The sequence below is a fragment of the Sphingomonas sp. Leaf20 genome, from assembly GCF_001421535.1.
GTDB lineage: Bacteria > Pseudomonadota > Alphaproteobacteria > Sphingomonadales > Sphingomonadaceae > Sphingomonas.
Window position 1 is genome coordinate 730,262 of record NZ_LMKN01000008.1, and the last position, 22,827, is coordinate 753,088.

The 22,827-nt window shown below is 66.5% G+C and carries 25 protein-coding genes; 13 read left to right on the forward strand and 12 right to left on the reverse strand.

Features of this window, described 5'->3' with window-relative positions; all coding sequences use genetic code 11:
* Positions 1 to 175 precede the first annotated feature (175 nt).
* Positions 176 to 2,227, reverse strand: a complete 2,052-nt coding sequence (locus tag ASE72_RS11635) for an NAD(+) synthase (RefSeq protein ID WP_056021116.1) — start codon at positions 2,225 to 2,227, stop codon at positions 176 to 178.
* Between the two features lie 159 nt (positions 2,228 to 2,386).
* On the opposite strand from ASE72_RS11635, the gene ASE72_RS11640 reads away from it, so the two are divergent.
* From ASE72_RS11640 to ASE72_RS11685, 10 genes are all read left to right on the forward strand, one after another.
* Positions 2,387 to 2,764, forward strand: coding sequence for a hypothetical protein (locus tag ASE72_RS11640; protein WP_056021118.1), 378 nt, complete (start codon positions 2,387 to 2,389; stop codon positions 2,762 to 2,764).
* 58 nt (positions 2,765 to 2,822) lie between these two features.
* The gene (locus ASE72_RS11645) at positions 2,823 to 3,179 is read left to right on the forward strand and encodes an arsenate reductase (RefSeq protein ID WP_056022240.1); all 357 of its coding nucleotides are present in this window, start codon (positions 2,823 to 2,825) and stop codon (positions 3,177 to 3,179) included.
* A gap of 11 nt (positions 3,180 to 3,190) precedes the next feature.
* Positions 3,191 to 3,472, forward strand: coding sequence for a DUF427 domain-containing protein (locus ASE72_RS11650; RefSeq protein WP_056021122.1), 282 nt, complete (start codon positions 3,191 to 3,193; stop codon positions 3,470 to 3,472).
* A 91-nt stretch (positions 3,473 to 3,563) separates the two neighbouring features.
* A complete protein-coding gene (locus ASE72_RS11655; RefSeq protein WP_235532332.1) occupies positions 3,564 to 3,998 on the forward strand; it encodes a hypothetical protein in 435 nt (144 codons plus the stop codon).
* A 66-nt stretch (positions 3,999 to 4,064) separates the two neighbouring features.
* A complete protein-coding gene (gene panB / locus ASE72_RS11660) occupies positions 4,065 to 4,925 on the forward strand; it encodes a 3-methyl-2-oxobutanoate hydroxymethyltransferase (protein WP_056021128.1) in 861 nt (286 codons plus the stop codon).
* Between the two features lie 128 nt (positions 4,926 to 5,053).
* Positions 5,054 to 5,815 (forward strand): tetratricopeptide repeat protein, encoded by a 762-nt coding sequence (locus ASE72_RS11665; RefSeq protein WP_082445951.1) that lies wholly within the window; start codon positions 5,054 to 5,056, stop codon positions 5,813 to 5,815.
* Complete coding sequence (locus ASE72_RS11670) at positions 5,812 to 7,134, forward strand: PQQ-binding-like beta-propeller repeat protein (protein WP_056021131.1); 1,323 nt, start codon at positions 5,812 to 5,814, stop codon at positions 7,132 to 7,134. Before ASE72_RS11665 ends, ASE72_RS11670 begins: the two co-directional genes overlap by 4 nt.
* 73 nt (positions 7,135 to 7,207) lie before the next feature.
* Positions 7,208 to 8,578, forward strand: a complete 1,371-nt coding sequence (der, locus tag ASE72_RS11675) for a ribosome biogenesis GTPase Der (protein ID WP_056021134.1) — start codon at positions 7,208 to 7,210, stop codon at positions 8,576 to 8,578.
* 12 nt (positions 8,579 to 8,590) lie between these two features.
* Entirely contained in the window at positions 8,591 to 8,833 is a 243-nt protein-coding gene (locus tag ASE72_RS19680; RefSeq protein WP_082445952.1) for a sulfurtransferase TusA family protein, read from the forward strand.
* A gap of 49 nt (positions 8,834 to 8,882) precedes the next feature.
* Entirely contained in the window at positions 8,883 to 9,320 is a 438-nt protein-coding gene (locus tag ASE72_RS11685; protein ID WP_082446028.1) for an Hpt domain-containing protein, read from the forward strand.
* A gap of 89 nt (positions 9,321 to 9,409) precedes the next feature.
* Here the strand turns inward: ASE72_RS11685 and bfr are convergent, their stop codons facing one another.
* From bfr to purL, 3 genes are all read right to left on the reverse strand, one after another.
* Positions 9,410 to 9,925 (reverse strand): bacterioferritin, encoded by a 516-nt coding sequence (bfr, locus tag ASE72_RS11690; RefSeq protein WP_056022246.1) that lies wholly within the window; start codon positions 9,923 to 9,925, stop codon positions 9,410 to 9,412.
* A gap of 100 nt (positions 9,926 to 10,025) precedes the next feature.
* Complete coding sequence (locus tag ASE72_RS20890; protein WP_082445953.1) at positions 10,026 to 10,196, reverse strand: (2Fe-2S)-binding protein; 171 nt, start codon at positions 10,194 to 10,196, stop codon at positions 10,026 to 10,028.
* A gap of 123 nt (positions 10,197 to 10,319) precedes the next feature.
* A complete protein-coding gene (gene purL, locus ASE72_RS11695; RefSeq protein WP_056021137.1) occupies positions 10,320 to 12,548 on the reverse strand; it encodes a phosphoribosylformylglycinamidine synthase subunit PurL in 2,229 nt (742 codons plus the stop codon).
* A 131-nt stretch (positions 12,549 to 12,679) separates the two neighbouring features.
* On the opposite strand from purL, the gene ASE72_RS11700 reads away from it, so the two are divergent.
* The gene (locus ASE72_RS11700) at positions 12,680 to 13,042 is read left to right on the forward strand and encodes a hypothetical protein (protein ID WP_156350402.1); all 363 of its coding nucleotides are present in this window, start codon (positions 12,680 to 12,682) and stop codon (positions 13,040 to 13,042) included.
* 134 nt (positions 13,043 to 13,176) lie between these two features.
* On the opposite strand, the gene map is transcribed toward ASE72_RS11700, so the two are convergent.
* On the reverse strand, positions 13,177 to 14,004 hold the full coding sequence (gene map, locus ASE72_RS11705) for a type I methionyl aminopeptidase (RefSeq protein WP_056021143.1): 828 nt from the start codon (positions 14,002 to 14,004) through the stop codon (positions 13,177 to 13,179).
* 51 nt (positions 14,005 to 14,055) lie between these two features.
* Between map and ASE72_RS11710 the strand changes: the two genes are divergently transcribed.
* A complete protein-coding gene (locus tag ASE72_RS11710) occupies positions 14,056 to 14,814 on the forward strand; it encodes a competence/damage-inducible protein A (protein WP_056021146.1) in 759 nt (252 codons plus the stop codon).
* 251 nt (positions 14,815 to 15,065) lie between these two features.
* Here the strand turns inward: ASE72_RS11710 and ASE72_RS11715 are convergent, their stop codons facing one another.
* Together ASE72_RS11715 and ASE72_RS11720 are read right to left on the reverse strand one after the other, a co-directional pair.
* Positions 15,066 to 15,458 carry a hypothetical protein gene (locus ASE72_RS11715; RefSeq protein ID WP_056021150.1) on the reverse strand — a complete coding sequence of 131 codons (393 nt, stop codon included), beginning with the start codon at positions 15,456 to 15,458 and terminating at the stop codon, positions 15,066 to 15,068.
* Positions 15,459 to 15,730: 272 nt separating this feature from the next.
* Positions 15,731 to 16,345: a TetR/AcrR family transcriptional regulator gene (locus ASE72_RS11720; RefSeq protein WP_056021153.1), complete on the reverse strand. Its 615-nt coding sequence runs from the start codon at positions 16,343 to 16,345 to the stop codon at positions 15,731 to 15,733.
* Positions 16,346 to 16,526: 181 nt separating this feature from the next.
* On the opposite strand from ASE72_RS11720, the gene ASE72_RS11725 reads away from it, so the two are divergent.
* Positions 16,527 to 17,390 (forward strand): NAD(P)-dependent oxidoreductase, encoded by an 864-nt coding sequence (locus tag ASE72_RS11725; RefSeq protein WP_056021156.1) that lies wholly within the window; start codon positions 16,527 to 16,529, stop codon positions 17,388 to 17,390.
* 2 nt (positions 17,391 to 17,392) lie between these two features.
* Here ASE72_RS11725 and ASE72_RS11730 read toward each other — a convergent pair whose 3' ends face one another.
* From ASE72_RS11730 to ASE72_RS11750, 5 genes are all read right to left on the reverse strand, one after another.
* Positions 17,393 to 17,752, reverse strand: a complete 360-nt coding sequence (locus ASE72_RS11730; RefSeq protein WP_056021159.1) for a thiol-disulfide oxidoreductase DCC family protein — start codon at positions 17,750 to 17,752, stop codon at positions 17,393 to 17,395.
* Entirely contained in the window at positions 17,749 to 18,306 is a 558-nt protein-coding gene (locus ASE72_RS11735; RefSeq protein ID WP_082445954.1) for a TspO/MBR family protein, read from the reverse strand. Before ASE72_RS11735 ends, ASE72_RS11730 begins: the two co-directional genes overlap by 4 nt.
* A gap of 3 nt (positions 18,307 to 18,309) precedes the next feature.
* Entirely contained in the window at positions 18,310 to 18,558 is a 249-nt protein-coding gene (locus tag ASE72_RS11740) for a glutaredoxin domain-containing protein (RefSeq protein ID WP_056022252.1), read from the reverse strand.
* Between the two features lie 108 nt (positions 18,559 to 18,666).
* The gene (locus ASE72_RS11745) at positions 18,667 to 19,698 is read right to left on the reverse strand and encodes a phytase (protein WP_056021162.1); all 1,032 of its coding nucleotides are present in this window, start codon (positions 19,696 to 19,698) and stop codon (positions 18,667 to 18,669) included.
* Positions 19,698 to 22,748 (reverse strand): TonB-dependent receptor, encoded by a 3,051-nt coding sequence (locus ASE72_RS11750; RefSeq protein ID WP_056021165.1) that lies wholly within the window; start codon positions 22,746 to 22,748, stop codon positions 19,698 to 19,700. The genes ASE72_RS11745 and ASE72_RS11750 overlap by 1 nt, the downstream gene beginning before the upstream one ends.
* Positions 22,749 to 22,827: the final 79 nt, after the last annotated feature.

Below are 22,827 nucleotides of genomic sequence, written 5' to 3' on the forward strand. Positions count from 1 at the left end.
CGTTGGCCGACACGCAACGCGCGAGCGCAATCGGCAAAAGCGCGCGGCCTGCCGGGTGAATCAGCCAAAGGTTAGATGGGATCTCGATCCGGCGATCGCGCGATCCATCCGGTGGAGCCACTGTCATAGGATTTTCATAATGCGCGCCGCTCGAGACTTATGCAAGATGGCGCGGTTAACCCGTTGGAACGCCTGACCGCAATTCTTCGATCCATAGCGTGGCGTTTCCGTCGGACGGGGCGCGCCAGTCCCCGCGCGGCGACAGCGCGCCGCCCGCGCAGACCTTCGGGCCGTTGGGCATGGCCGAGCGCTTGAACTGGCTGGTCGTGAAGAAGCGGTGCAGGAACTTCTCGAGCCAGTGCCGGATCGTCGGCAGGTCATATGCGACGCGGGCCGTGGCGGGGAGGTCCGCGGGCCATGCGCCCACCGACGCGTCGCGCCATGCGTGCCACGCCAGAAACGCGATCTTCGACGGCGCGAGGCCGTGGCGGATCACGTAATGCGCGAAGAAGTCGTTGAGCGCATAGGGCCCGATCATCGACTCGGTGCTCTGCAACGCGCCGTCCGCACCGGCGGGCACGAGCTCGGGCGAGATTTCCTGCGCGAGGATCGTCGACAGGATCGCGTCGGTCGTCGCGTCATACTGGTCGGTCCGGATGCACCAGCGGATCAGGAACTGGATCAGCGTCTTGGGCACGCCGCTGTTGACCGCATAATGACTCATCTGGTCGCCGACGCCGTAGGTGCACCAGCCGAGCGCCATCTCGCTGAGATCGCCCGTGCCGAGCACGATCCCACGGCGCTGGTTCGCCAGGCGGAAGAGGTAATCGGTGCGCAACCCCGCCTGCACATTCTCGAAGGTGATGTCGTAGACGGGTTCGCCGTCGCTGAAGGGGTGGCCGATATCCTCCAGCATGCGTTGCGCGGCGGGGCGGATGTCGATTTCCTCCGCGGTGATGCCGAGCGCGCGCATGAGCGCCCAGGCATTGGCCTTCGTGCCTTCGCCGGTCGCGAAACCGGGCATCGTGAAGCCGAGGATGTTCGTACGCGGGCGGCCGAGCCGGTCCATCGCCTTGGCCGCGACGATCAGCGCGTGCGTCGAGTCGAGCCCGCCCGAGACACCGATCACGATCGTCTCGGCATGCGCCGCCACCAGCCGTTTCGACAGCGCCTCGACCTGGATGTTGAACGCCTCGTAACAGTCCTCGTCACGCCGCGCCGGGTCGTTGGGGACGAACGGAAAGCGGCGCACCGTGCGGGTGAACGACGTGTCGTCGTGGTCCGGCGCGTGGTCGAACGCGATCCGCCGCATGCGCGTTTCGGGGTGGCCGGCGAGGACCGCGGCGTCGTTGAACGTGCCGAAGCGCAGGCGTTCCTGCGTGATCCGCTCGCAATCCACATCGGCAACGACAAGCTCCGGCTCGGTCGCAAACCGTTTCGACTCGGCAAGCTGTTCGCCAAGCTCGTGGATCAGCCCCTGGCCGTCCCACGCGACTTCGGTCGTGCTCTCGCCGGGTCCCGCAGCGGCATAGACATAGGCGCATATCGCGCGCGCCGACTGTGCCGCGGCCAGCATCGCCCGCTCGCGCGCCTTGCCGATGACGATGTTCGAGGCGGACAGGTTGCAGCAGATCAGCGCGCCGGCGAGCGCGCCCATGGTCGAGGGCGGGGTGGGCGCCCAGTAGTCCTCGCAGATCTCGGCATGGAAGACGAAGCCCGGCAGGTCGCGCGCGGCGAAGATCAGGTCGGTCCCGAACGGCACGGTTTCGCCGCCCAGCTCGATCGTCAGGCCGGCCAGCCCCGCGCCGCTGGCGAACCAGCGCTTTTCGTAGAATTCGCGGTAATTGGGCAGGAACGACTTCGGCACCACGCCGAGCAGGCGCCCGCGCGCGATCGCCAGCGCGCAATTGTAGAGCCGCCCGCCGCGCACCAGCGCCGCGCCGACCAGCAATACCGGCCGCAGCGTTGCGCTCGCCGCAACGACCGTAGCGATCGCCGAGAGCGTCGCGCGTTGCTGTGCGGTCTGGAGGTGGAGATCGTCGATCGCATAGGAAGTGAGGTTGAGTTCGGGGAACACGACGAGGTCGACGCCGCGGTCATCCGCCTCCTGCGCGAGCGCGATCGTCGCTGCGGCGTTGGCGGCGGTGTCGCCCACCGAAGCCCGCGGGGTCGCTGCGGCAACCCGGATCAGCCCGTGGCTATGGATCGCGTAGAATGGATGCGTCATGCGCCTCCGATAAACGCCCCCGGCGCGCCACGCCACCGGCTTGCGAAAAAGGGCGGCGGCTTGCGAAAAAGGACGGCGGCGTGCGAAAAAGGACCGCGGCGCACCGCCGTCGCTGTGCACACATTGGCGCCGCGCGGCATATCGTGAGAAGGCGGGGGCATGAAGACCCGCACGATCCGGCTTTTCGCGCTTTTGCTCGTGAGCGCGATGTACTGGCAGCTGGTGAGTCAGTGGTCCGGCGTGGCGGAGCCATGGGATGCGGGTGGCTATTGGCGGCTCTGGTATCCCGTTTCGTTGGCTTTGTCGGGGGTCGCGGGTTCTGTGCTGCGATCGCGCTGGGGACTCGCGGGGGCGGTCGTCACCGTCGCGCAACTGCCGGTGATGGCCGTGCATGCGCAACCCGGCGCGCTGATGATCGGCGGGGTGATGATCCTGTGTATCCTCGCCATCCCCGCCGCGGCGGTGTCTGCGCTGGCGGGCAGGCTGCGCCCTAGTGCGCGTATTGACGATGGGAAAGGCGGGGCCGGATCGCTATGACGCGAGGCGGCTCGGTGCGGTGGCACCGATGCTTCAGGCGTCGAAAGGGAGCGGTGTTTTGACGATCACGATGTTCGGAATCAAGCAGTGCGACACGGTCCGGAAGGCACGGACGTGGCTCGATACACAGGGTGTCGCCCATGCATTCCACGACTTTAAGACCGCCGGGATCGATGCCGGGCATCTCATGGACTGGATCGACCGTGCCGGCCTCGATGCCGTGCTGAACCGCGCGTCGACGACGTTCCGCAAGCTTCCCGAGGCCGATCGGGCCGATCTCGACACCGATAAGGCGGTCGCGCTGATGATCGCGCAGCCGTCGACGATCAAGCGTCCCGTGCTCGATACGGGTGACACGCTGCTGTTCGGGTTCAAGCCCGAGCGCTATGAGGCGGCGGGGCTGGGAAACAACTGAGGATCGAGTCGATGCCAGAAGCGCAATGGAACGGCCGGGTGATCGCGAGCTCGGACGATACGGTCGTCGTCGAGGGCAATCACTATTTCCCCGCCGACAGCGTGGATGCCGCGCTGCTCGAAGACAGCCCGACCCATTCGAATTGCCCGTGGAAGGGAGTGGCGAGCTACAAGACGCTGGTCGTCGACGGCAAGCGCAACGTCGACGCGGCATGGTATTACCCCGAGCCCTCCGCCAAGGCCGCGCCGATCAAGGGACGCTATGCTTTCTGGAAAGGCGTCGAGATCGTCTGAGCGTCGCGCTTGCCTATCCCTCCAGTCCGGCGCAGTCTGTTAACCTGAATTAACAGGGCGCCATCGGGTGCAGCAGACAGGGCAGACGGGAATGATCTTCGTGAGGCGGGGGCCGATGTGGTTCAGGATCGCTACCGTCCTGCTGGTTTTGTGGGCGCTGATCGGCTGCTTCAGCTGTATCCAGCAAATGCGACTGGGTGCGGACGCGATGGGCGCGGCGACCGATTACGACCGGGCGCTGTATGCGGCGTTGCCCGGCTGGTATGATCCGGTGTTCGCCACGGCAGTGCTGACCGGGCTGGTCGGTGCGATCCTGCTGTTCATGCGCCGCGCCGCGGCCCGCCCCTTTCTCATCGCCTCGCTGCTCGCCATCGTCGTCCAGTTCGGCTGGCTCTTCACCGCGACCGATATCGTGGCGCAAAAGGGGATGGCCGAGACGCTGGCGGTCCCGCTCGTGATCGCCCTGATCGCGCTCGCGGCGATCTGGCTCGCGACGCACGCGCGGCGCAACAGCTGGACGGTCTGACGCGGGCTTGCGACGCGAACGGGACGTGGTCTGGGCGAGCGGCGTTGCGGACGCTAGGATAGCGGCATGTCAACGACCTACACCCTCGATACCGCGACGAGTCGCGCGAACCCGACCCCGGCCCCGCTCAAGCGGCTGACGATCCCGGCGATCCGCCGCCAGAAGGGGGCGACCCCGTTGGTGATGCTGACCGCGTACACCGTCCGCAATGCGCAGCTGCTCGATCCACATTGCGACATGCTGCTCGTCGGCGACAGCCTGGGGCAGGTGATCTACGGGCTGCCGTCGACCGTGCCGGTGACGCTCGACATGATGGCGGCGCATGGTGCCGCGGTGGTGCGGGGCAGCTATCATGCGGTGGTCGTGATCGACATGCCGTTCGGCAGCTATGAGGCGTCGCCCGAAAAGGCGTTCGAGAGCGCCGCCTGGCTGCTCAAGCAGACGGGGGCCGCCGCGGTGAAGCTCGAAGGCGGCACGGCGATGGCGCCGACCGTCAAGTTCCTGACCGAGCGCGGTATCCCGGTCATGGGCCATGTCGGGCTGACGCCGCAGGCGGTGAATATCCTGGGCGGCTACGGCGCGCGCGGGCGGACGCCCGAGGAGGCCGCGAAGATCGTCGCCGATGCGCAGGCGGTCGCCGAGGCGGGTGCGTTCGCGCTCGTCATCGAGGGCGTCGTCGAACCCATCGCGATCGAGATCACCCGCACTGTCGCCTGTCCGACGATCGGAATCGGTGCATCCGCCCTGTGCGACGGACAAGTCCTTGTCGCCGAGGACATGCTTGGCCTGTTCGACCGGACCGCGCGGTTCGTGAAGCGGTTCGAGGATCTTGCCTCGAAGATTTCGGGCGCGGCGGAGACCTATGCCGCCGATGTCCGGTCGCGCGCGTTTCCCGGACCCGATCAGACTTACGCACCAAAGGACTGATACGCGCAGGAGGCGCGGGCGCGGGGGCGGGATCGATCCGGCTTCCGTTTCGTCCGAGTGGCCGCTAAGGTCCCGCCTCTTCACAGCCATTCCCGGTTTTGTTCCCTCCATAGTTTCCGGAGTTACCCTTGGCCCTGCCGCCGAAAACCGATCAAGCCTTTCTCCGTGAGGTCGACGAGGAGCTGCGCCGCGACCAGCTCGCCGGGTTCTGGACGACCTGGGGCAAGTGGGTCGCCGTCGCCGTCGTCGCGGCACTCGTCGCGCTTGCGGGGTACATGTACTGGCAGCACCGCCGCGAGACCACCGCGGGTGTCGAGGGCGAACAGCTCCAGATCGCCTATGACGCGCTGTCCGCCGACAAGGTCGCCGAGGCCAGCAAGACGCTGACCCCGTTGGCGACGTCGGACAGTGCCGGATACAGCGCGCTCGCGCGGTTCACCGAGGCCGACATCCTGCTGCAGAAAGAGGATATGAAGGGCGGCGCGGCGAAGCTCGCGGCGATTGCTGCCGACACGTCGGTTGCCCAGCCGTTCCGTGATCTCGCCCTGATTCGCCAGACGTCGGCGGAGTATGACACGCTCAAGCCGCAGGTCGTCGTCGAGCGGCTGCGTCGCCTCGCGGTCACGGGCAATCCGTGGTTCGGGAGCGCGGGCGAAATGGTCGCGGTCGCCTATCTGCGACAGGGCCAGCGTCCGCAGGCGGGGGCCATGTTCGGCCAGATCGCGCGCGACGCGGGCGTGCCGGAAACGATCCGTCAACGCGCGGTTCAGATGGCCGGTGTACTGGGCGTCGATGCCGTGGTCGATACGGCGGCGTCGAAAGCCAGCGGCGCAGCGCCAACCGCATCGAACACCGGGACTGCTTCTAACGAGGATACCAAAGCGCAATGACGAAGTCTTATCGGGTGACGGTCGCAGTGGCTGCGCTCATGGCACTGAGCGGCTGCGGTATCTTCAAGGGTAGCGTGAAGAAGACACCGACGGTCGGCGACCGCGTGTCGATCCTGACCTCGGAAAACGGCGTCGAGACGGACGCGACGATCGCCGACGTCCAGGTCCTGCTGCCCGCGCCGGCGGTCAACGACGCCTGGGCGCAGCCCGGCGGCAACCCGGCCAAGTCGATGGGCCAGCTGGCGCTGGGCGCGCAGCTGAACCGTGCGTGGCAGGCGACGATCAACGGTGGTTCGAACCGCGAGCGCATGGCGGCGTCGCCGGTCGTCGGCGAGAACAAGCTGTTCGCGATGGACGTCGGCGGCATGGTCCATGCCTATGCCGCGGATACCGGGGCCGCGCTCTGGACGGTGTCGATCACCGAGGGCAAGACCAACCAGTCCGCGCGCTTCGGCGGCGGCGCGAGCTATGACGACGGCAAGGTCTACGCCACCGATGGCGTCGGCGACGTCGTCGCGATGAACGCCTCGGACGGCGCCATCCTGTGGCGCGCGAAGCCGGGCGGTCCGCTGCGCGGCTCGCCGACGGTTGCAAACGGCGCGGTCTATGTCCTCACGCAGGACAACCAGATCTTCTCGATCAACCAGGGCGACGGCAAGATCCAGTGGGTCCAGTCGGGCACGCTCGAAACGCAGGGCGTGTTCGGCGTCGCGGCGCCTGCGGTCAGCCAGGGCACGGTCGTCTCGGGCTTCTCGAGCGGCGAACTCAGCGCGTATCGCTACGAGAACGGCCGCATCCTCTGGCAGGACGCGCTGTCGCGCACGTCGATCACGACGTCGGTATCGAGCCTGTCGGACATCGATGCCGCGCCGGTGATCGACGGCGGGCGCGTCTATGCGGTCGGGCAGGGCGGTCGCATGGTGGCGCTCGAGCTGGCAACCGGGCAGCGGCTCTGGGAGCAGAATTTTGCAGGCATCTCGACGCCGTGGATCGCGGGCGAATGGTTGTTCGTCGTGACCGACGACGCGCGGCTGGTCTGCCTTTCGCGATCGAACGGCAAGGCGCGCTGGATCGCGCAGCTCCAGCGCTTCGACAACGAGAAAAAGAAGAAGGGCCCCGTGACCTGGTACGGTCCCGTGCTCGCGGGTGAGCGGCTGCTGCTCACCAATTCCCGCGGCGAGATCGTCTCGGTCAACCCCGGCGACGGCAAGGTCGCGAACACGATCGAGACCAAGACGCCGTTCACGCTGCCGCCGATCGTGGCGAATTCAACGCTCTACACGCTCGACCAGAAGGGCAAGATTACCGCCTATCGGTAAACCCGGCGCCCCTCTCCCGCGGGGGAGAGGGGTAACAGGTGACGACGGCCGCTTCGCACGCTAAGGGCGGGCCATGTCCAAACTCCCCGTGGTCGCAATCGTCGGCCGCCCCAATGTCGGCAAGTCGACCCTTTTCAACCGCCTCGTCGGCAAGAAGCTTGCGCTGGTCGACGACCGCCCCGGCGTCACGCGCGATCGTCGCGAGGGCGACGCGTCGCTGATCGGGCTCGAATTCCGCATCATCGACACCGCCGGATACGAGGATCACGACGCGCAGACGCTGCCGGGCCGGATGCGCCAGCAGACCGAGGCGGCGGTCAATCAGGCCGATGTCGCGCTGTTCCTGTTCGACGCGCGTGCGGGGATCGTCCCGCTCGACGAAGAGATCGCCCGCTGGCTGCGCACCGCCGACGTTCCCGTGATCTTGGCGGCGAACAAGGCCGAGGGACGCGCCGGCGAGGACGGTATCCTCGAGTCGCTCGCGCTGGGTTTCGGCGATCCCGTCCAGCTCTCCGCCGAGCATGGCGAGGGGATGGGCGATCTGTTCGAGGCGCTGCTGCCACTGCTCGAGGGCAAGGACGAGCTTCCCGAGAAACAGCCCGACAACGAATATGAGGGGCCGCTCAAGCTCGCGATCGTGGGGCGTCCGAACGCGGGCAAGTCCACGCTGGTCAACCGTATCCTCGGCGAGGACCGGATGATCACGGGGCCCGAAGCGGGGATCACGCGCGACTCGATCAGCGTCGACTATGACTGGCATCCGACCGGCGGCGAAGCGCGCAAGGTTCGCCTGATCGACACGGCGGGCATGCGCAAGCGCGCCAAGGTGCAGGACAAGCTCGAGAAGATGTCGGTCGAAGACGCGCTCCACGCGGTCGACTTCGCCGAGGTGGTGGTCTTGTTGCTTGATGCCACGCTGGGCCTCGAGGCGCAGGATCTGCGCATTGCCGACAAGGTCCTGCAGGAGGGGCGCGCGCTCGTGATCGCGCTCAACAAATGGGATGTCGCGGAAAGCCCGTCGTCGCTGTTCAACGGCGTCAAGCGCGCGCTCGAGGACGGGCTGAGCCAGGTCAAGGGCGTGACCGTGATGACCGTGTCGGGCGCGACCGGCAAGGGCATCGACCAGCTTCTTCAGGCGTGCTTCGACACGCGCGAGGCCTGGTCGAAGCGCGTCGGTACGGGCGAGCTCAACCGCTGGTTCGAACGCGCGATCGAGGCGACGCCGCCCCCCGCACCGGGCGGCAAGCGGATCAAGATGCGCTACGTCACGCAGGTGAAGTCGCGTCCGCCAAGCTTCGTCATCTTCGGCACGCGTGTCGATCAGCTGCCCGCGAGCTATGAGCGCTATCTGGTGAACTCGATGCGCAAGGATCTGGGATTCGGCGCGGTGCCCGTGCGGCTGATGTTCCGCGCGCCGAAGAACCCGTACGACGAGGACAAGTAAGCGGGGCGGCGGATGATGCATATCGATGCCAGGGGACTGCGCTGCCCCTGGCCCGCCGTCCGGCTTGCCAAGGCCCTGCGCCAGGGCGCGGACGCGGTGACGATCCTTGCCGACGATCCGCAGGCGCCTGCCGAATTGAAGCTGGTCGCCGCGGCGGCCGGCGCCGATATGTCGATCAATACGGATGCAGTTGCGCCAACTTTTGTCGTGACACGACGGCCGGTCGGCAACACTGTCTTTACACAATCGCCATAAGGTCGCGAACGTCCTTCATGGCAGTCCAGCCGAACGGGAGAAGGTGTCGGTGTCGTTCGAGGGAAGCACTCTGGTCAACTGGCCTGCCTTTCAGCAGGCCCGCAGCGAATTGGGGGGCGGGTTCATCCGCATCCTCGGTTATTTCCGTGAGGATGGCGTCAAGTCCGTCGCGGCGATCGAGGCGGCGATGCGCGCGGGCAGTGCGGCGGCGCTGATCATTCCCGCGCATACGCTGAAGGGGGAGGCGCGCCAGTTCGGCGCCGAGCCGCTCGCCGATCTCGCCGAAACGATCGAGACGATCGCGCGGGACTGTATCGAAGTGCATGATACGCCCGAGGCCGCGCTCGAGCATGTCGCACGGCTGCGCCCGCTGTTCGGCGAAACACTGACGTTGCTCGAGCGGGAAGCCAATCCGGTGGTCGCGCGCCGTCCGGTCGGCGGTGGCTTCGGGCGTCGTGCCGTACCCACCGGTTTCGGCACCGAATAAACGCGCCGTCAGGCCGCGATCATTCTTGTAGGACGCGCGGCCCGCTGAACCCGATCACTCGCGATCGTGATCAGCGGATACCGCGTCGCTCACGCCTTCAGATAAGGCGCCGCGCCGGCTTTGGGCGAGTCGTGCTCGGAAATCGAGTTGAGCTGGATGTAGTTGTGGATGCCCATCCGGGCGATCATCTCGAACTGGCGTTCGAGCGTGTCGACATGCTCTTCCTCGCTTGCGAGGATCCGCGCGAACAGGTCGCGGCTGATATAATCCTTCACGCTCTCGCAATAGGCGATGGCGCCCTTCAGCTGGACCGTGGCCTCGACCTCGAGCGCGAGGTCCGACTTCAGCACCTCCTCGACCGTCTCGCCGATCCGCAGGCGGCCGAGCAGCTGGAAGTTGGGAAGGCCATCGAGAAACAGGATGCGCTCCGACAGCCAGTCGGCATGCTTCATCTCGTCGATCGATTCCATGCGCTCATATTGAGCGAGCTTGTAGACCCCCCAATGTTCGAGCATCCGGTAGTGGAGCCAATATTGGTTCACCGCGGTCAGCTCGTTCTTGAGCGCCTCGTTGAGCAGGTCGATTACTTGGGGGTCGCCGCGCATGGCCATATCTCCGTCACCTCTGGCGATCATGTAGCGGGGTGACAGACCAGACGGCAAGCCCGGATACTGGCCGATTTCCGAGAGTTATTAGATGCAAACGCTATGCAGCAGCGCGTTCGTCTTCGATGATCGCGCGCGCGACCGACGTGCATTGCCCACATTTCGGCCGACGGCCGAGTGACCGGAACGCCTGGCAAGGCGTGGTGCATCCGCCCCGCGCGCAGCTGCGGACGTCGGATTCTCGTATGGCATTGCAAACGCAGACGACCATGAATGCTCCTCTATGAGGCGCATGATCTAGCGATAATGCGAACCAGTCGCAAGCGCTTTTGCGTTCTATTCGCAACAAGCCTGGTGTCCGGCGTGGGGGCACTGCCACGCCGGATCGGTCGACTCAGGGCAGCGCCGCGTCCGTCCCCATGAGCTTGGGGAAGAAGCCTTCGTGTGCAGTTCGAAGCGTATCCAGCGTGATGACGTCGTCGCGGTCGGGGCGCTCGAAGATCAGGCGCTTGCCGCCCGTGCGGCCGAGTGGCTCGGCTTCGACGTCGGCAGCATGCGCCGCGCCGAGGAAGTCGAGCAACGCGTGATCCTCGACCGTGACGATGTAGACGCCCTGGTCCTCGGCGAAGAACGCGCGCGCGCAGTCGAACGGCTGCTTGCGGTCGATCATCGCGCCGATGCCGCCCGCAAGCGCCATCTCGGCGAGCGTCACCGCGATGCCGCCGTCCGAGACGTCGTGGACCGCGGTCAGTTGGCCGAGCGCGATCGCCTCGCGGATCAGGTCGCCGACGCGGCGTTCGGCGGCGAGATCGACGGGCGGCGGTGGGCCGGCGTCGCGCTGTTCGCGACCATGGCATTCGCGCAGCCACAGCGACTGACCGAGATGCCCGCCGCGCGTGCCGACCGCGAGAATGATGTCGCCCGAGCCCTTGAACGCGATCGTCGCATTCTTCTGCCAGTCGGCGAGCAGGCCGATCGCGCCGATCGCGGGCGTCGGCAGGATTGCCGAGCCGCCGCCAGTCGCCTTCGATTCATTGTAGAGCGAGACGTTGCCCGAAACGATCGGGAAGTCGAGCGCGATGCACGCGTCGCTCATCCCTTCGAGGCAGCCGACGATCTGGCCCATGATCTCGGGCCGCTGCGGGTTGGCGAAGTTGAGGCAGTTGGTGACCGCGAGCGGCAGCGCGCCGACCGCGGTCAGGTTGCGCCACGCTTCGGCGACTGCCTGCTTGCCGCCCTCGACGGGGTCGGCGAAGCAATAGCGCGGCGTGCAGTCGGTGGTCATCGCCAGCGCCTTCTGCGTGCCGTGGACGCGGACGACCGCGGCGTCGCCACCGGGGCGCTGGACGGTGTCGGCGCCGACCATGTGGTCATATTGCTCCCAGATCCAGCGGCGCGAGGCGATGTCGGGCGAGCCCATCAGCGTCACCAGATCGGCGGCGATGTCGTTGCTGTGCGGCGCGTTCGCGAGCGGCGCGGGCTTGGGGGTCGGCACGTGCGGGCGATCGTAGAGCGGCGCCTCGTCGGCGAGCGGCCCGAGCGGGATGTCGCAGACCGTCTCGCCCTTGAACGTCAGCACCATGCGGCCGGTGTCGGTCACGCGGCCGATCACCGCGAAATCGAGCTCCCACTTCTTGAAGATCGCCTCGGCCTCGGCCTCGCGGCCGGGCTTGAGGACCATGAGCATGCGCTCCTGGCTCTCGCTCAGCATCATCTCGTACGGCGTCATGCCCGTTTCGCGCTGCGGCACGTCGTCCATGACGAGTTCGATGCCGACGCCGCCTTTGCTCGCCATCTCGACTGACGAGGAGGTGAGGCCGGCGGCGCCCATGTCCTGGATCGCGACGATGACATCGGTCGCCATCAATTCGAGACAGGCCTCGATCAGCAGCTTTTCGGTGAAGGGATCGCCGACCTGGACGGTCGGGCGCTTGGCATCCGAATCCTCGCCGAAGTCCGCGCTCGCCATCGTCGCGCCGTGGATGCCGTCGCGACCGGTCTTGGAACCGACATAGACGATCGGATTGCCGATGCCGCTGGCGGCCGAATAGAAGATCTTGTCCTGATCGGCGATCCCGACGGTCATCGCGTTGACCAGGATGTTGCCGTCATACGCGCTGTGGAAGTTCACCTCGCCGCCGACGGTCGGCACGCCGACGCAATTGCCGTAACCGCCGATGCCGTGAACGACGCCAGAGATCAGGTGGCGCATCTTGGGGTGATCGGGCCGGCCGAAGCGCAGCGCGTTCAAATTGGCGATCGGCCGCGCGCCCATCGTGAAGACGTCGCGCAGGATGCCGCCGACGCCGGTCGCTGCGCCTTGGTACGGCTCGATATAGGAGGGGTGGTTGTGGCTCTCCATCTTGAAGATCGCCGCCTGGTTGTCGCCGATATCGACGACGCCGGCATTCTCGCCGGGCCCGCAGATCACGCGCTCGCCCTTGGTGGGCAGCTTCATCAGGTGGATCTTGCTCGACTTGTAGCTGCAATGCTCGGACCACATCACCGAGAAGATGCCGAGCTCGACGAGATTGGGCTCGCGGCCGATCGCGTGCAGGACGCGCTCATATTCTTCGGGGGACAGGCCGTGGTCGGCGACGATCTGGGGCGTGATCTCGGTCATGGGGGGAGGCCATAGCCGCCCGCCCTGGTAGTTTCCAGCACGGATGCCCTTTTCCTGCAGACCCGGGCCGGCGCGGCTGGACAACTATCGTAAATGTGCCATTCTCCTCCCATCAAAGGGGGGAGAGCACAATGTTACTTGCCATGATGCTAGCAGCGGCCGGACCGGGCGCAGTAATCACCGGTGATTTTGACAGGGATGGGCGAATGGATCGCGTCGCCATTTCCAAGGATGGTAATCTTCACAAGGTGATGATGTACCGATCCTTCATGTCCGACGTGGTTATGGTCGAAATGAAGGTCGAGGTCGGCAACGATTTCAAGTTCAACAAGGTCAACCGTGTCGATCGCCGCGCCGCATGTGATTTCGCGTCCCTGTCTCGATACGCCTGCGACGCCGGCGACGTGCTGCAATATGGCAACGGCGTATCCAGCGCGATGGCGGTCTGGAATGGTCAGCGCTTCATCGTCTACCGGCCGCCGGTGGGCAAATGATGGCAGGGTAGAACCGAACCTATTCTTGCCGCTCGAATTGCGTCGGGCGGGGACCACTGCATGACCCCCAATCCCGACCCTCGTCATGCACCGACGATCGTCGCGTCGTCGGTGCATATACGAAATTCAAGCGATCAGACGTAGGGCGGCTGCGTGTAGCCCTTGGGGCTGAGAGTGAAAATCTCACAGCCGGTCTCGGTGATCCCGATCGAATGTTCGAACTGCGCGGACAGAGAGCGGTCGCGCGTCACGGCCGTCCAGCCGTCGTCGAGCAGCTTCACGTCGGGGCGGCCGATGTTGATCATCGGTTCGATCGTGAAGATCATCCCCGGGCGCAGTTCGGGGCCGGTGCCGGGCTTGCCGACATGGACGACCTCGGGCGCGTCGTGGAACAGCCGGCCGACGCCGTGGCCGCAGAAATCGCGGACCACGCCGTAGCGGTGCTTTTCGGCATGACGCTGGATCGCGTTGGCGACGTCACCCATGCGGTTGCCGGGCTTCGCCTGCTCGATACCCAGCATCAGGCACTCATACGTGACCTCGACCAGCCGCTTCGCCTTGATCGGCACGTCGCCGATCAGGTACATCCGGCTCGTGTCGCCATGCCAGCCGTCGAGCAGCGGGGTGACGTCGACGTTGACGATATCGCCCGATTTCAGCGTCTTCTCGCTTGGAATGCCGTGGCAGACGACATGGTTGATCGAAATGCAGACGCTGTGGGTGTAGCCGCGATAGCCGAGCGTCGCAGGCACGGCGCCCGCAGCGGTCACGAAGTCGTAGATCAGCCGGTCGATCTCGGCCGTGGTGACGCCTGGCACCATGTGCGGCACGATCATGTCGAGCGTCTCGGCAGCGAGCCGGCCGGCCTTCATCATGCCCTCGAACGCGGCGGGACCATGAAGCTTGATGGCGCCGGTGCGTGCCTCGGGAGCGTCGGACGTGACGGTTACATATTCGGTCATGGTGAAGGATATAGCGTGGCGGCGGAGCTTTTGCGAGGCTATGCAAAGGCCATGGGACAGGAACGCATCTGGACGGCCGCGCTGACGATCATCGGCGACGAAATCCTGTCGGGTCGGACGCAGGACAAGAACGTCGCGCAGATCGCGGCGTGGCTCAACGTGCAGGGCATCCGTCTGGCGGAAGTGCGCGTGGTCGCGGACAGGACGGAGGCGATCGTCGAGGCGGTCAACACGCTGCGCGCGCGCAACGATTATCTGTTCACGACCGGCGGGATCGGGCCGACGCATGACGACATCACCGTCGACGCGATTGCCGAGGCGCTGGGTGTCGCGGTCGAGCATCATCCCCGCGCGATGGCCATTCTCGAGCGCTATTACGCGACCCGCGGCGGGCTGAGCGAAGCGCGCGCGCGGATGGCGCGGACGCCGGCGGGGGCCGAACTGATCGACAACAAGGTATCGGGCGCGCCGGGCATCCGGATCGGCAACATCTTCATCATGGCGGGTGTCCCGCATATCACCGCGGGCATGCTCGATGCGCTGACGGGGACGCTCGAGGGCGGTCGCCCCGTGGTGTCGAGGACGATCGGCTGCTGGGTCGCCGAGAGCGAGGTGGCCGACCTGCTGCGCGATGCGGAAAAGGCGCATGAAGGCGTTGCGATCGGCAGCTATCCCTTCTTCCGCGACGGGCGGACGGGCGCCAATTTCGTGGTGCGCAGCGCCGACACGGACCTCGTCGACCGGTGCATCGCCGATCTCGTCCGCGATCTCGAGGCCGCGGGGCGGGTGGTCGCACCCGACGGGATCTAGCCGCCTCCGGGCGACGGTGTCGCGCGCTCGCGGCGATTTTTGCGGATCACGCAACGCGCTTGCATGGCGTCGCGATCTCGGTCTAGCTTCTCAAAAAATAATGGAGAGGCTGTATGACTGCGAGCAATGTAATGCTGACGATCATTGGATGTATTGCCGCGTTGCCGATCTTGGCACTCGCCTTCGTCGCGTTGCGCCCGGTCCGTTCGGGTCGGCCGATCGACTGACGGCAGTCAGAACAGGATTTGGCGTCAAGCCGCCGCGCGTGCTGACTGCGAACCGACGCGCATGCCCGTGACGCTGATGACGAGTGTCTCGATCTGCGCTTCGGTATAGCCCGCGTCGAGGAACCGGGCGATCTCGCCCGTCGGCAGCGCGAAGCCGCGGCGCCAGGCATAGACCGCAAGACGGCGGAGCGCTTCGAGACGCGGGTCAGCGAGGCGCGACGCAGCGCCCAGACCAAACAGGCTGCCCATCGCGCGCGAAACACGGCCGGGGGTCGTCAGGCTTCGCAACGTGTCGCGCTTCGCCATCGCGATGACGCTCCATTCGATCGCGGAGAACCCCGTCGGCGTGACGGTGGCGGAGGCTGCGCGGCACCCTGAGGGCGCGGCAAACATGTTGTCGAGGTCGAGATATGCCATGCTGAATCCCCTTGTCCCGTGATCGCGCATCGACACTGCCGGCAAGCGTGACGCACGCGTCCAATCGCAGGCTCGTCTGTATCGAGGCGTGTAGTGCCAATTCCCGTCGGGCCGCCGAAGCTGACCCAGAAGACGTCAACCGGACCCGGTCGAAGCTTCAATACCAGTCGGTATATTAAGCGGGCGGAGAGGCGTCAATCACATTCTGTACTGGCCGGTAATTTAAGCGGGTCGCATACCGCGTCGCTGTCGCCGCCGGATGCCGACCGGTCTCAGCGCGTCGGCCAGACCATCATGCTCGTCGCGACGAGTTGCTTGAGTTCGTCGCACGTCGCGCCCGAACCTCCCTGGATCGCCAGCCCCTGCATGATCGCGAACAGGTACCGCGCCAACGCGGGCGACTCGAGCCCGGGGGGAAACTCGCCTGCAGCCTTGGCCTGGTCGAAACGGCGGATGAGCGCGGCCTCGGAGGATGCGCGCCGCTTGACGACCTCGGTCTTGATCGGTTCGGCCTCGGCGCCGCATGCGACCGAACTGATGACGCCGAGACAGCCCTTGGGATCACAGCTGCTCGTCTGCATCTGCAACGCGCCCATCAGCAACCGTTCGGCCACCGCGCGCGCGCTGGGCGCATCGAGCGCGGACGTCATATAGGCCAGTTTCTCACGCTCGTAGAGGTCGAGCGCCTTGTGAAACAGCGCTTCCTTGTTACCGAACGCGGCATACAGGCTTGGCTTGGTGATCTTCATCTCGGCGGTCAGCTCGGCCATCGATGCCGCTTCATAGCCATTCCGCCAGAACACGCGCAAAGCCGCCGCAAGCGCCTGATCGAGATCGAACTCCCGAGGGCGGCCCTTCGGGGCGGTGAATGCGCAAATCCTATTCATACCGCTTGGTATATAGGCCCGGCGCGGAAAACGTCCAGTGATCGCACGGGGTTTGCCGGACGCGCTGGCGCGAGGGGCGGCGGCCCCGTGCTGGCCGCGACGGAACGCGAGCAGCGCTTGGTCGCTTTGGCACGGACAGGTGGCGGCCGCCGCCATCGTGGTGAGACAAGGATTACGGCATATGAAGATCGGATTCATCGGCTTGGGCCAGATGGGGATCGCAATGGCGACCAACCTGATCGACGCGGGACATGACGTCACCGTGTGGAACCGGTCGGCGGCAAAGGCCGACCCGCTGCTGGCACGCGGCGCGACGCTGGCGGCGACGCCGGCTGACGCGGCGCAAGGCGAGGTGGTGATGACGATGCTCGCGGACGATGCCGCGCTGGAGACGGTCGTATACGGCGAGCGAGGCATCCGCGGCTGCCCCGCCTTGCATGTGTCGCACAGCACGATCAGCGTCGCGCTCGCCGAGCGGCTGACGGCGGATCAGGGGAATGATGGGGGATTCGTATCGGCGCCGGTGTTCGGACGGCCGCCGGCCGCTGCGGCGGGGGCGTTGTTCATCGTTGCGGCGGGGGCGGATGACCGCATCGACCGGTGCGAAAAGCTGTTTGCGGCAATCGGCCAGCGCGTGTTTCGCGTTGGCGATACACCGTCGGCGGCAAATCTCGTCAAGCTCAGCGGCAATTTCATGATCATGGCGGCGATCGAATCGATGGCCGAGGCGATGACGCTGGCAGAGAAGGGCGGTGTCGATCGCGCGATGCTGCTCGAAGTGCTGACGGGGACGCTGTTCGGGGCGCCGGTCTACAAGACCTATGGCGAGATCCTCGTCGAGGACCGCTTTACGCCGGCAGGCTTTGCCGCGCCGCTGGGGCTCAAGGACATGAACCTCGTCGATGCCGCCGCAGGGACGCTTCGCACGCCGATGCCCGTCCTCGGCGTGGTTCGCGATCACCTCCGCACGGCAATCGCGCAGGACGGTCCCGACGTCGATTGGGCGGCGATCGGGCTCGTCGCGCGTCGCGGTGCCGGCCTCTAGCGTCAGACGGCGTCCCGCCCCCCGAGCAGCCGTTGCAGACGGGGGCGGACGACGAGGAAGCCGAGATATGCGCGTTCCATAAGCCGCAGCGCCAGCGGGTTACGTGCGAGTTTGCCGAGCGGCCGCAGCACCGGGATCGCGCGCCACATCGCGGCGAACGCGGCGGCGCCCGATAGCAGTGTGCCGTCCTCGCGGGCATGAAACCGCGCCAAGAGCGCGCGCCGGTCGATCGGACACGTCGCGTCGGGGCTGGTCGCATCGATGAATTCGATCGCACCGCGCCGATCGAGGCGCCGCATGATCGCAATTTCCCGTCGGCATAACGGACAGTCGCCGTCATGCCAGACGGTCAGGCGGGTCATCGGGCGCGATCCGTATTGGTCGCGCTGATCCGCGCGGCAAGCAGCGTCGCAAAGCCCAGCCAGCCGACAAACGGCACGCCGAGCAGTGCCGCCGGGCGGTCGACCTTCGCCGCGGTCGCAACGTAAGCGCCGCCGGTCGCGACCATCGCGCCGGCGACGGCGGCGCTCGATCGCAGCGCATGCTTGCGGAAGAAGACCTCGGTCCAGCCGCCGACCATCGCGGTGTTGAGCAGCCAGAGTCCGACAGCGCCCGTACGCGTCGTGCTGGCGGGCTGACGGAGCAGGCGATAGCCGCCCACCGCGAGCCCGGTCTCGAGCACGGGCCAGACCGCACCGAAGACCGCATCGGGCGGCGTGAAGGACGGCTTGTCGAGCCGCTGGTACCAGCGCCGGGTCGCGGGGTGCGACGGATCGGGCGCGTTACGCCGCCCGATCGCCGCGCTCACGCCGAGCACCGCGACGATGATGAGCGCAGACGCGGCGCGTGACAGCGCGGGGCCGCCCGAGTTCACCGCATCGTCCGCGGCCTTGGTAGCGGGGAGGGGGGGCGCCATCACTCAGCGCGCCGCGAGATAGCGTTCGAGATCGTCGCAGCCGCCGATCGTCTCGCCGTCGATCACGATCAAGGGCGTCGTCGCGATGCCATGCTCGGCCTTGAACGCCTCGACCGCGTCGCGATCGCGCAAGATGCGGTCATCGACGTCATAGCCTTCTGCCTGCAGCAATTGCTTTGCACGGATGCCGAACGGGCAGACATGGTCGGGGAGCACCATCCGGTGCAGCGTGGCGGTACGGGGTTCGGTCATCATCGTCCTCGCGGTCGCGCGATCCGATCATCGGACCGCGCGCATGCCGCTATAGCGCGGGACCGGGACGGACGTTCCGTGGTCGCGCTGTCGAACGCCGCGCGCATCTCAGCGTTTGAGCGCGCGCCGTATTCTCGACCAGCTGACGAACTTGAAATTCTGCGTGTCGGGCGCGTTGTCGCCGTCCTGCGCGACGAACAGCCCCGTCGGATAGTCCGGCCCGAAATTGCCGAGCGCGAGTTCGATCCCGTCGGTCTCGCTCGTGCCGTCGATCGCGCCGCCACCGATACGGAACCGCCCCGCAAAGGTCGCGCCGGGCAGTCGGTAAAGCGTGTAGGCATTGTCACCCTGGCTCGAGGCCACGAGATAGCCGCCCGTGCGGCCGGACGGGGCGAGCGCAAGCCCTTCGGCATCCGCGACGAGCGTCTTGCCGTCGACCTTCGCGATCGGCGTCGCGGTCGGCGATGCCGCAGGATCCGCGTCGAACCGCCAGAGCCCGACATCCTCCTCGGCGACGTAGAGCAGCCCGGTCCGGTCGTCGACGACGCAGCCTTCGGCCTGGCTGGCAAGCTTCATCGAGCGCACCGTCGTGACCTTGGGGGCAGCAGCCGAGATGTCGATCGCGACCTGGTCGATCCGGCCGTCCTTAAGGACGACAAAGCCGAACAGCGCCTTGTCGCGGGCGCGGGTCCACAGGCACATGCCATAGGCTTCGCCGGGACCGACCGGAAACCGGCCGAGCGGCATCAGCCGCGCCGCAGCCGTGTCGAGCACGAACAGCGCGACGTGCGCCGTCGCCAGCTCGGCACGGTCGCTCGCGGCGGCGATCACGCGCCCGCCCGACGTGCGAATGTCGACATTGTTGAGCCGCGCGGCGGGGGTGAAGCTCAGCCGCTTGCCGGCAAGGCTGTAGACATGGATCCCCACCTGCTTGTCGGTCCCGATCACGAGGCTTTTCGCGGGATCGGCCGCGTTGCGCCAGATCGCGGGATCATCGGCCGCATCCGACACGCTGTCCACCGGATCGGTCTCGGCCGTCGCCGCCACCGTCGCCGCCACCGTCGGCACGGCGGCTGGCGGCGACGTCGTCTGCGTCACGCAGCCGCACAGCAGGAGCGCGGCAAGGGGAGACGCGCGCATCAGAACGTCACTCGCACGCCGCCGGTGTAGCGGCGTCCGAACGTCTCGTGCTCGATCGTGTAGGCCGACGATCCGGCATAGCGGCGACCGGGACCGTTCAGCAGGTTCGCGAAATCGCCGTAGATCTCGACATTGCCGTTGATCGCATACCGCACGCTCGCGTCGAGTTCATTGTCCTTGGCCCAATAGAAATCGCCACCGTCGATCCCGCGGACGAGGCCCGAGATATTGGCGGTGCCCCCGATCGCATCGAGCCATGCCGACCGGTTCTGATACGAGACACGCGCCGAAAAGCCGTATTTCTCGTAATAGGCGATCAGGTTGTAGATCGCGTCGGAGGCACCGGGAAGCGGGACCTTGCGCGACGGCAGCGCGGCGGTGCCGGGGGTTTCGGCGCGGCTCTTGTTGATCGTCGCGTTGAGCTGGACGCCGAACCCGCCCATCCAGTCGGGCAGGCCAAGATCGGCGACGAACGGATCGAGCTGCTGCTGGATCGCGCCTTCGATGCCCATGATATAGCCGCTGCCGCCGTTGACGACGGTCGAGAAGACATAGTCCGAGCGATCGACCCCATTGGTGTTCAGGATCGACCGGCCAAAGCTTTGCGTCGAGTCGAACAGGACGTCGGTGACGTCCTTGTAATAGGCGCCGATCGACAGGAAGCCGCGCGGCATCGTGTAATATTCGACGTAGAGATCGACACCCTTGGCCTTTTCGGGCTTCGCGTCCGGGTTGCCGCCGCTGATCGTCCGGTTCGCGTCGTCATAAGACAGGTTGGGGCGAAGCTGGTCGTAATCGGGGCGTGCGGCGCCGGTGTTGAACGACAACCGCGCCTTCATCCGGTCGTTGACGTCCCAGTTTAGGTGAAGGCTCGGATAGACGAGCGTCTGGCTCGATTTCACGTCGAGCAACCCGACGGTCGAGAAGGCCTGCGCATCGTTGCGGATATGCTCGACGCGCGCGCCGCCGATGACGCTGCCCCAGTTGGTTGTCGCGGTCGCCATCGCATAGCCGGCGTAGACCTTCTCGCCCACGTCGTAGAAATTGGCATCGGTACGGACATAGCTGCCGACGGCCTGTGCCTGGTCGACAAGCCCGAGGACCTTGTCGCGGTCGAAATACTGGAAGGTGTAGCCGAGCGGGATCTCGCCCTGGAACCCGCCGGGCTTGGCGATCGCCGCATAGTTGGTCGGGATGCCGGCCGCGGCGAACTGTGCGGGCGTGCTCAGGTCGAGCAGATATTCGTTCGAGATCTTGGTGCGGTCGTCATAGCGGATGCCGGCCGCGAACACCGTCGAGGCCCCGAACACCGTCGCCGCACGGCTGATGTCGAGCTTTGCGGTATAGGCCTCGGTGACGTCCTGCGCCTTGAGCGAGCGCAGGCGCGAGAGGGTGCGCGGGAAATCCTCGATCGCGGTCACCCGGTCGCCGCGCGAGAAGGTGCCGTCGGGGTTGCGGATCGTGCGGTACAACTCGACCCTGGCGAGCTGCGGATCGGTCAGGTCGTAGCCGACGGTCAGCCGGTTGGCGGCATTGGCGCCGTTGGTCCCGAAAGACGGGCTGTCATAGTTCAGCTGCGCGGGCTGCGACCGGTCGTCGATCGAGCGCGTGAAGTTGCCGCGCCATGCGACCTTCCAGTCGCCCAGCTCGTGATCACCGCCCAGCGTGTTGGTGAACACCGACTGCTTGTACTTGCGCACCGTGAAGTTCGAATTGAGATCGACGCCGTACACCGTCCCGAGCAGCGGCGTGTTGCCCGTGCAGACGTCGGCATAGCCGGTGGTCCCCGAGGCGGGACGCGCGTTCACCGAACAGGCGGCAGTGCCGTTGGGCGTGCGCGACTGCTGGTCATCGAGATCGAAGATGTAGTTGTTGCGCTGCTCGTCGTCCTGAAACGCCGAATAGATCGTCTCGGCGAACAGCTTGTGACCGGGGGCAGGGCGCCAGTCGAGCCGGGTCGACAGCGAATAGTTCTTGCGCGTCAGCCGGTAGAGCTTGTTCTCGGTCTCGCGCGCCCAGTTGCGCGTTTGATAGCCCGGGCGGAGGTCGCGATCGACCGCTTCGAAATCGGTCTCGAAATTGTCGGTGACCATGCCGCGCCGATACAGGCTGGCGGACGAGACGATGCCGAATTCGCCGATCCCCGTGTCGATCCGGTCGGAGACGACGAGCGAGCCTTCATATTCCGTCTTCTTGCCGAGCTCGACATGGCCCGCCCCGCCCTTGGCCTGCACCTTCAGCCCTGGATAGTCGAAGGCCGAGCGCGTGATGATGTCGACATTGCCCGCGATCGTCTCGCCGGTCATGTCGGGGGTCACCGCCTTGCGGACGATGATCTGCGACGCGATCGCCGAGGGGATCGAGTCGAAGCGCGCATCGCGGCCCTCCGGGCTGACGACGTTGATCCCGTCGAACGACAGTGTGGTCCAGTTGATCGGCGCGCCGCGCAGCGTGATGTACCGCGCCTGGCCCTGGTCACGCTGGACGCCGACGCCGGGCAGCCGGCTGACCGCCTGCGCGACGTTCTGGTCGGGCAGGCGTCCGATCGAGTCCGAGGCGATGACCGAGACGAGCGACGGGCTGGTCCGCTGGATCTGAAGCGCGGCGGCTTCGGACTCGGCGATCGGCCGCGAACCAGACACCACGATCTCCGCATCGGCGTCAGGGGCCGACGCCGTCATCGCGACGTCGAGCGGCACCGCGGCGTCCGCGACCGTCACGCTGCGCGTGACGTCGGGGAAGCCGACATAGCGGATCACGACATCGTGCGTGCCAGCGGGAACGCCGGTCAGCGAGAACCGCCCGGTCCGGTCGGCGGCGGTGGCGAGGCCCAGCGCGGGGATCGATACCGACGCGCCATCGAGATAGTCGCCGCTACCCTGCTGCGACACGACGCCGGTGATGCTGCCGCTCGCGCGCGGCGCCCCGGCGGGGTCGGCTTTCGTCTCGGCGCGCGCAATGCCCGATGCGAGCGGCATCACCGCACAGCCGAGCAACAGCGCGCGCAGGAGAACGGGACCGCGTGAGCGGTGCGACAGGCCGATGATCATGATACTTCCCCCAGTGGTCCAGCTGGTCGGCTGGCCTGCGGGGGTGCCTATGGGACGCGGATGGCATCTGGGTGACGTG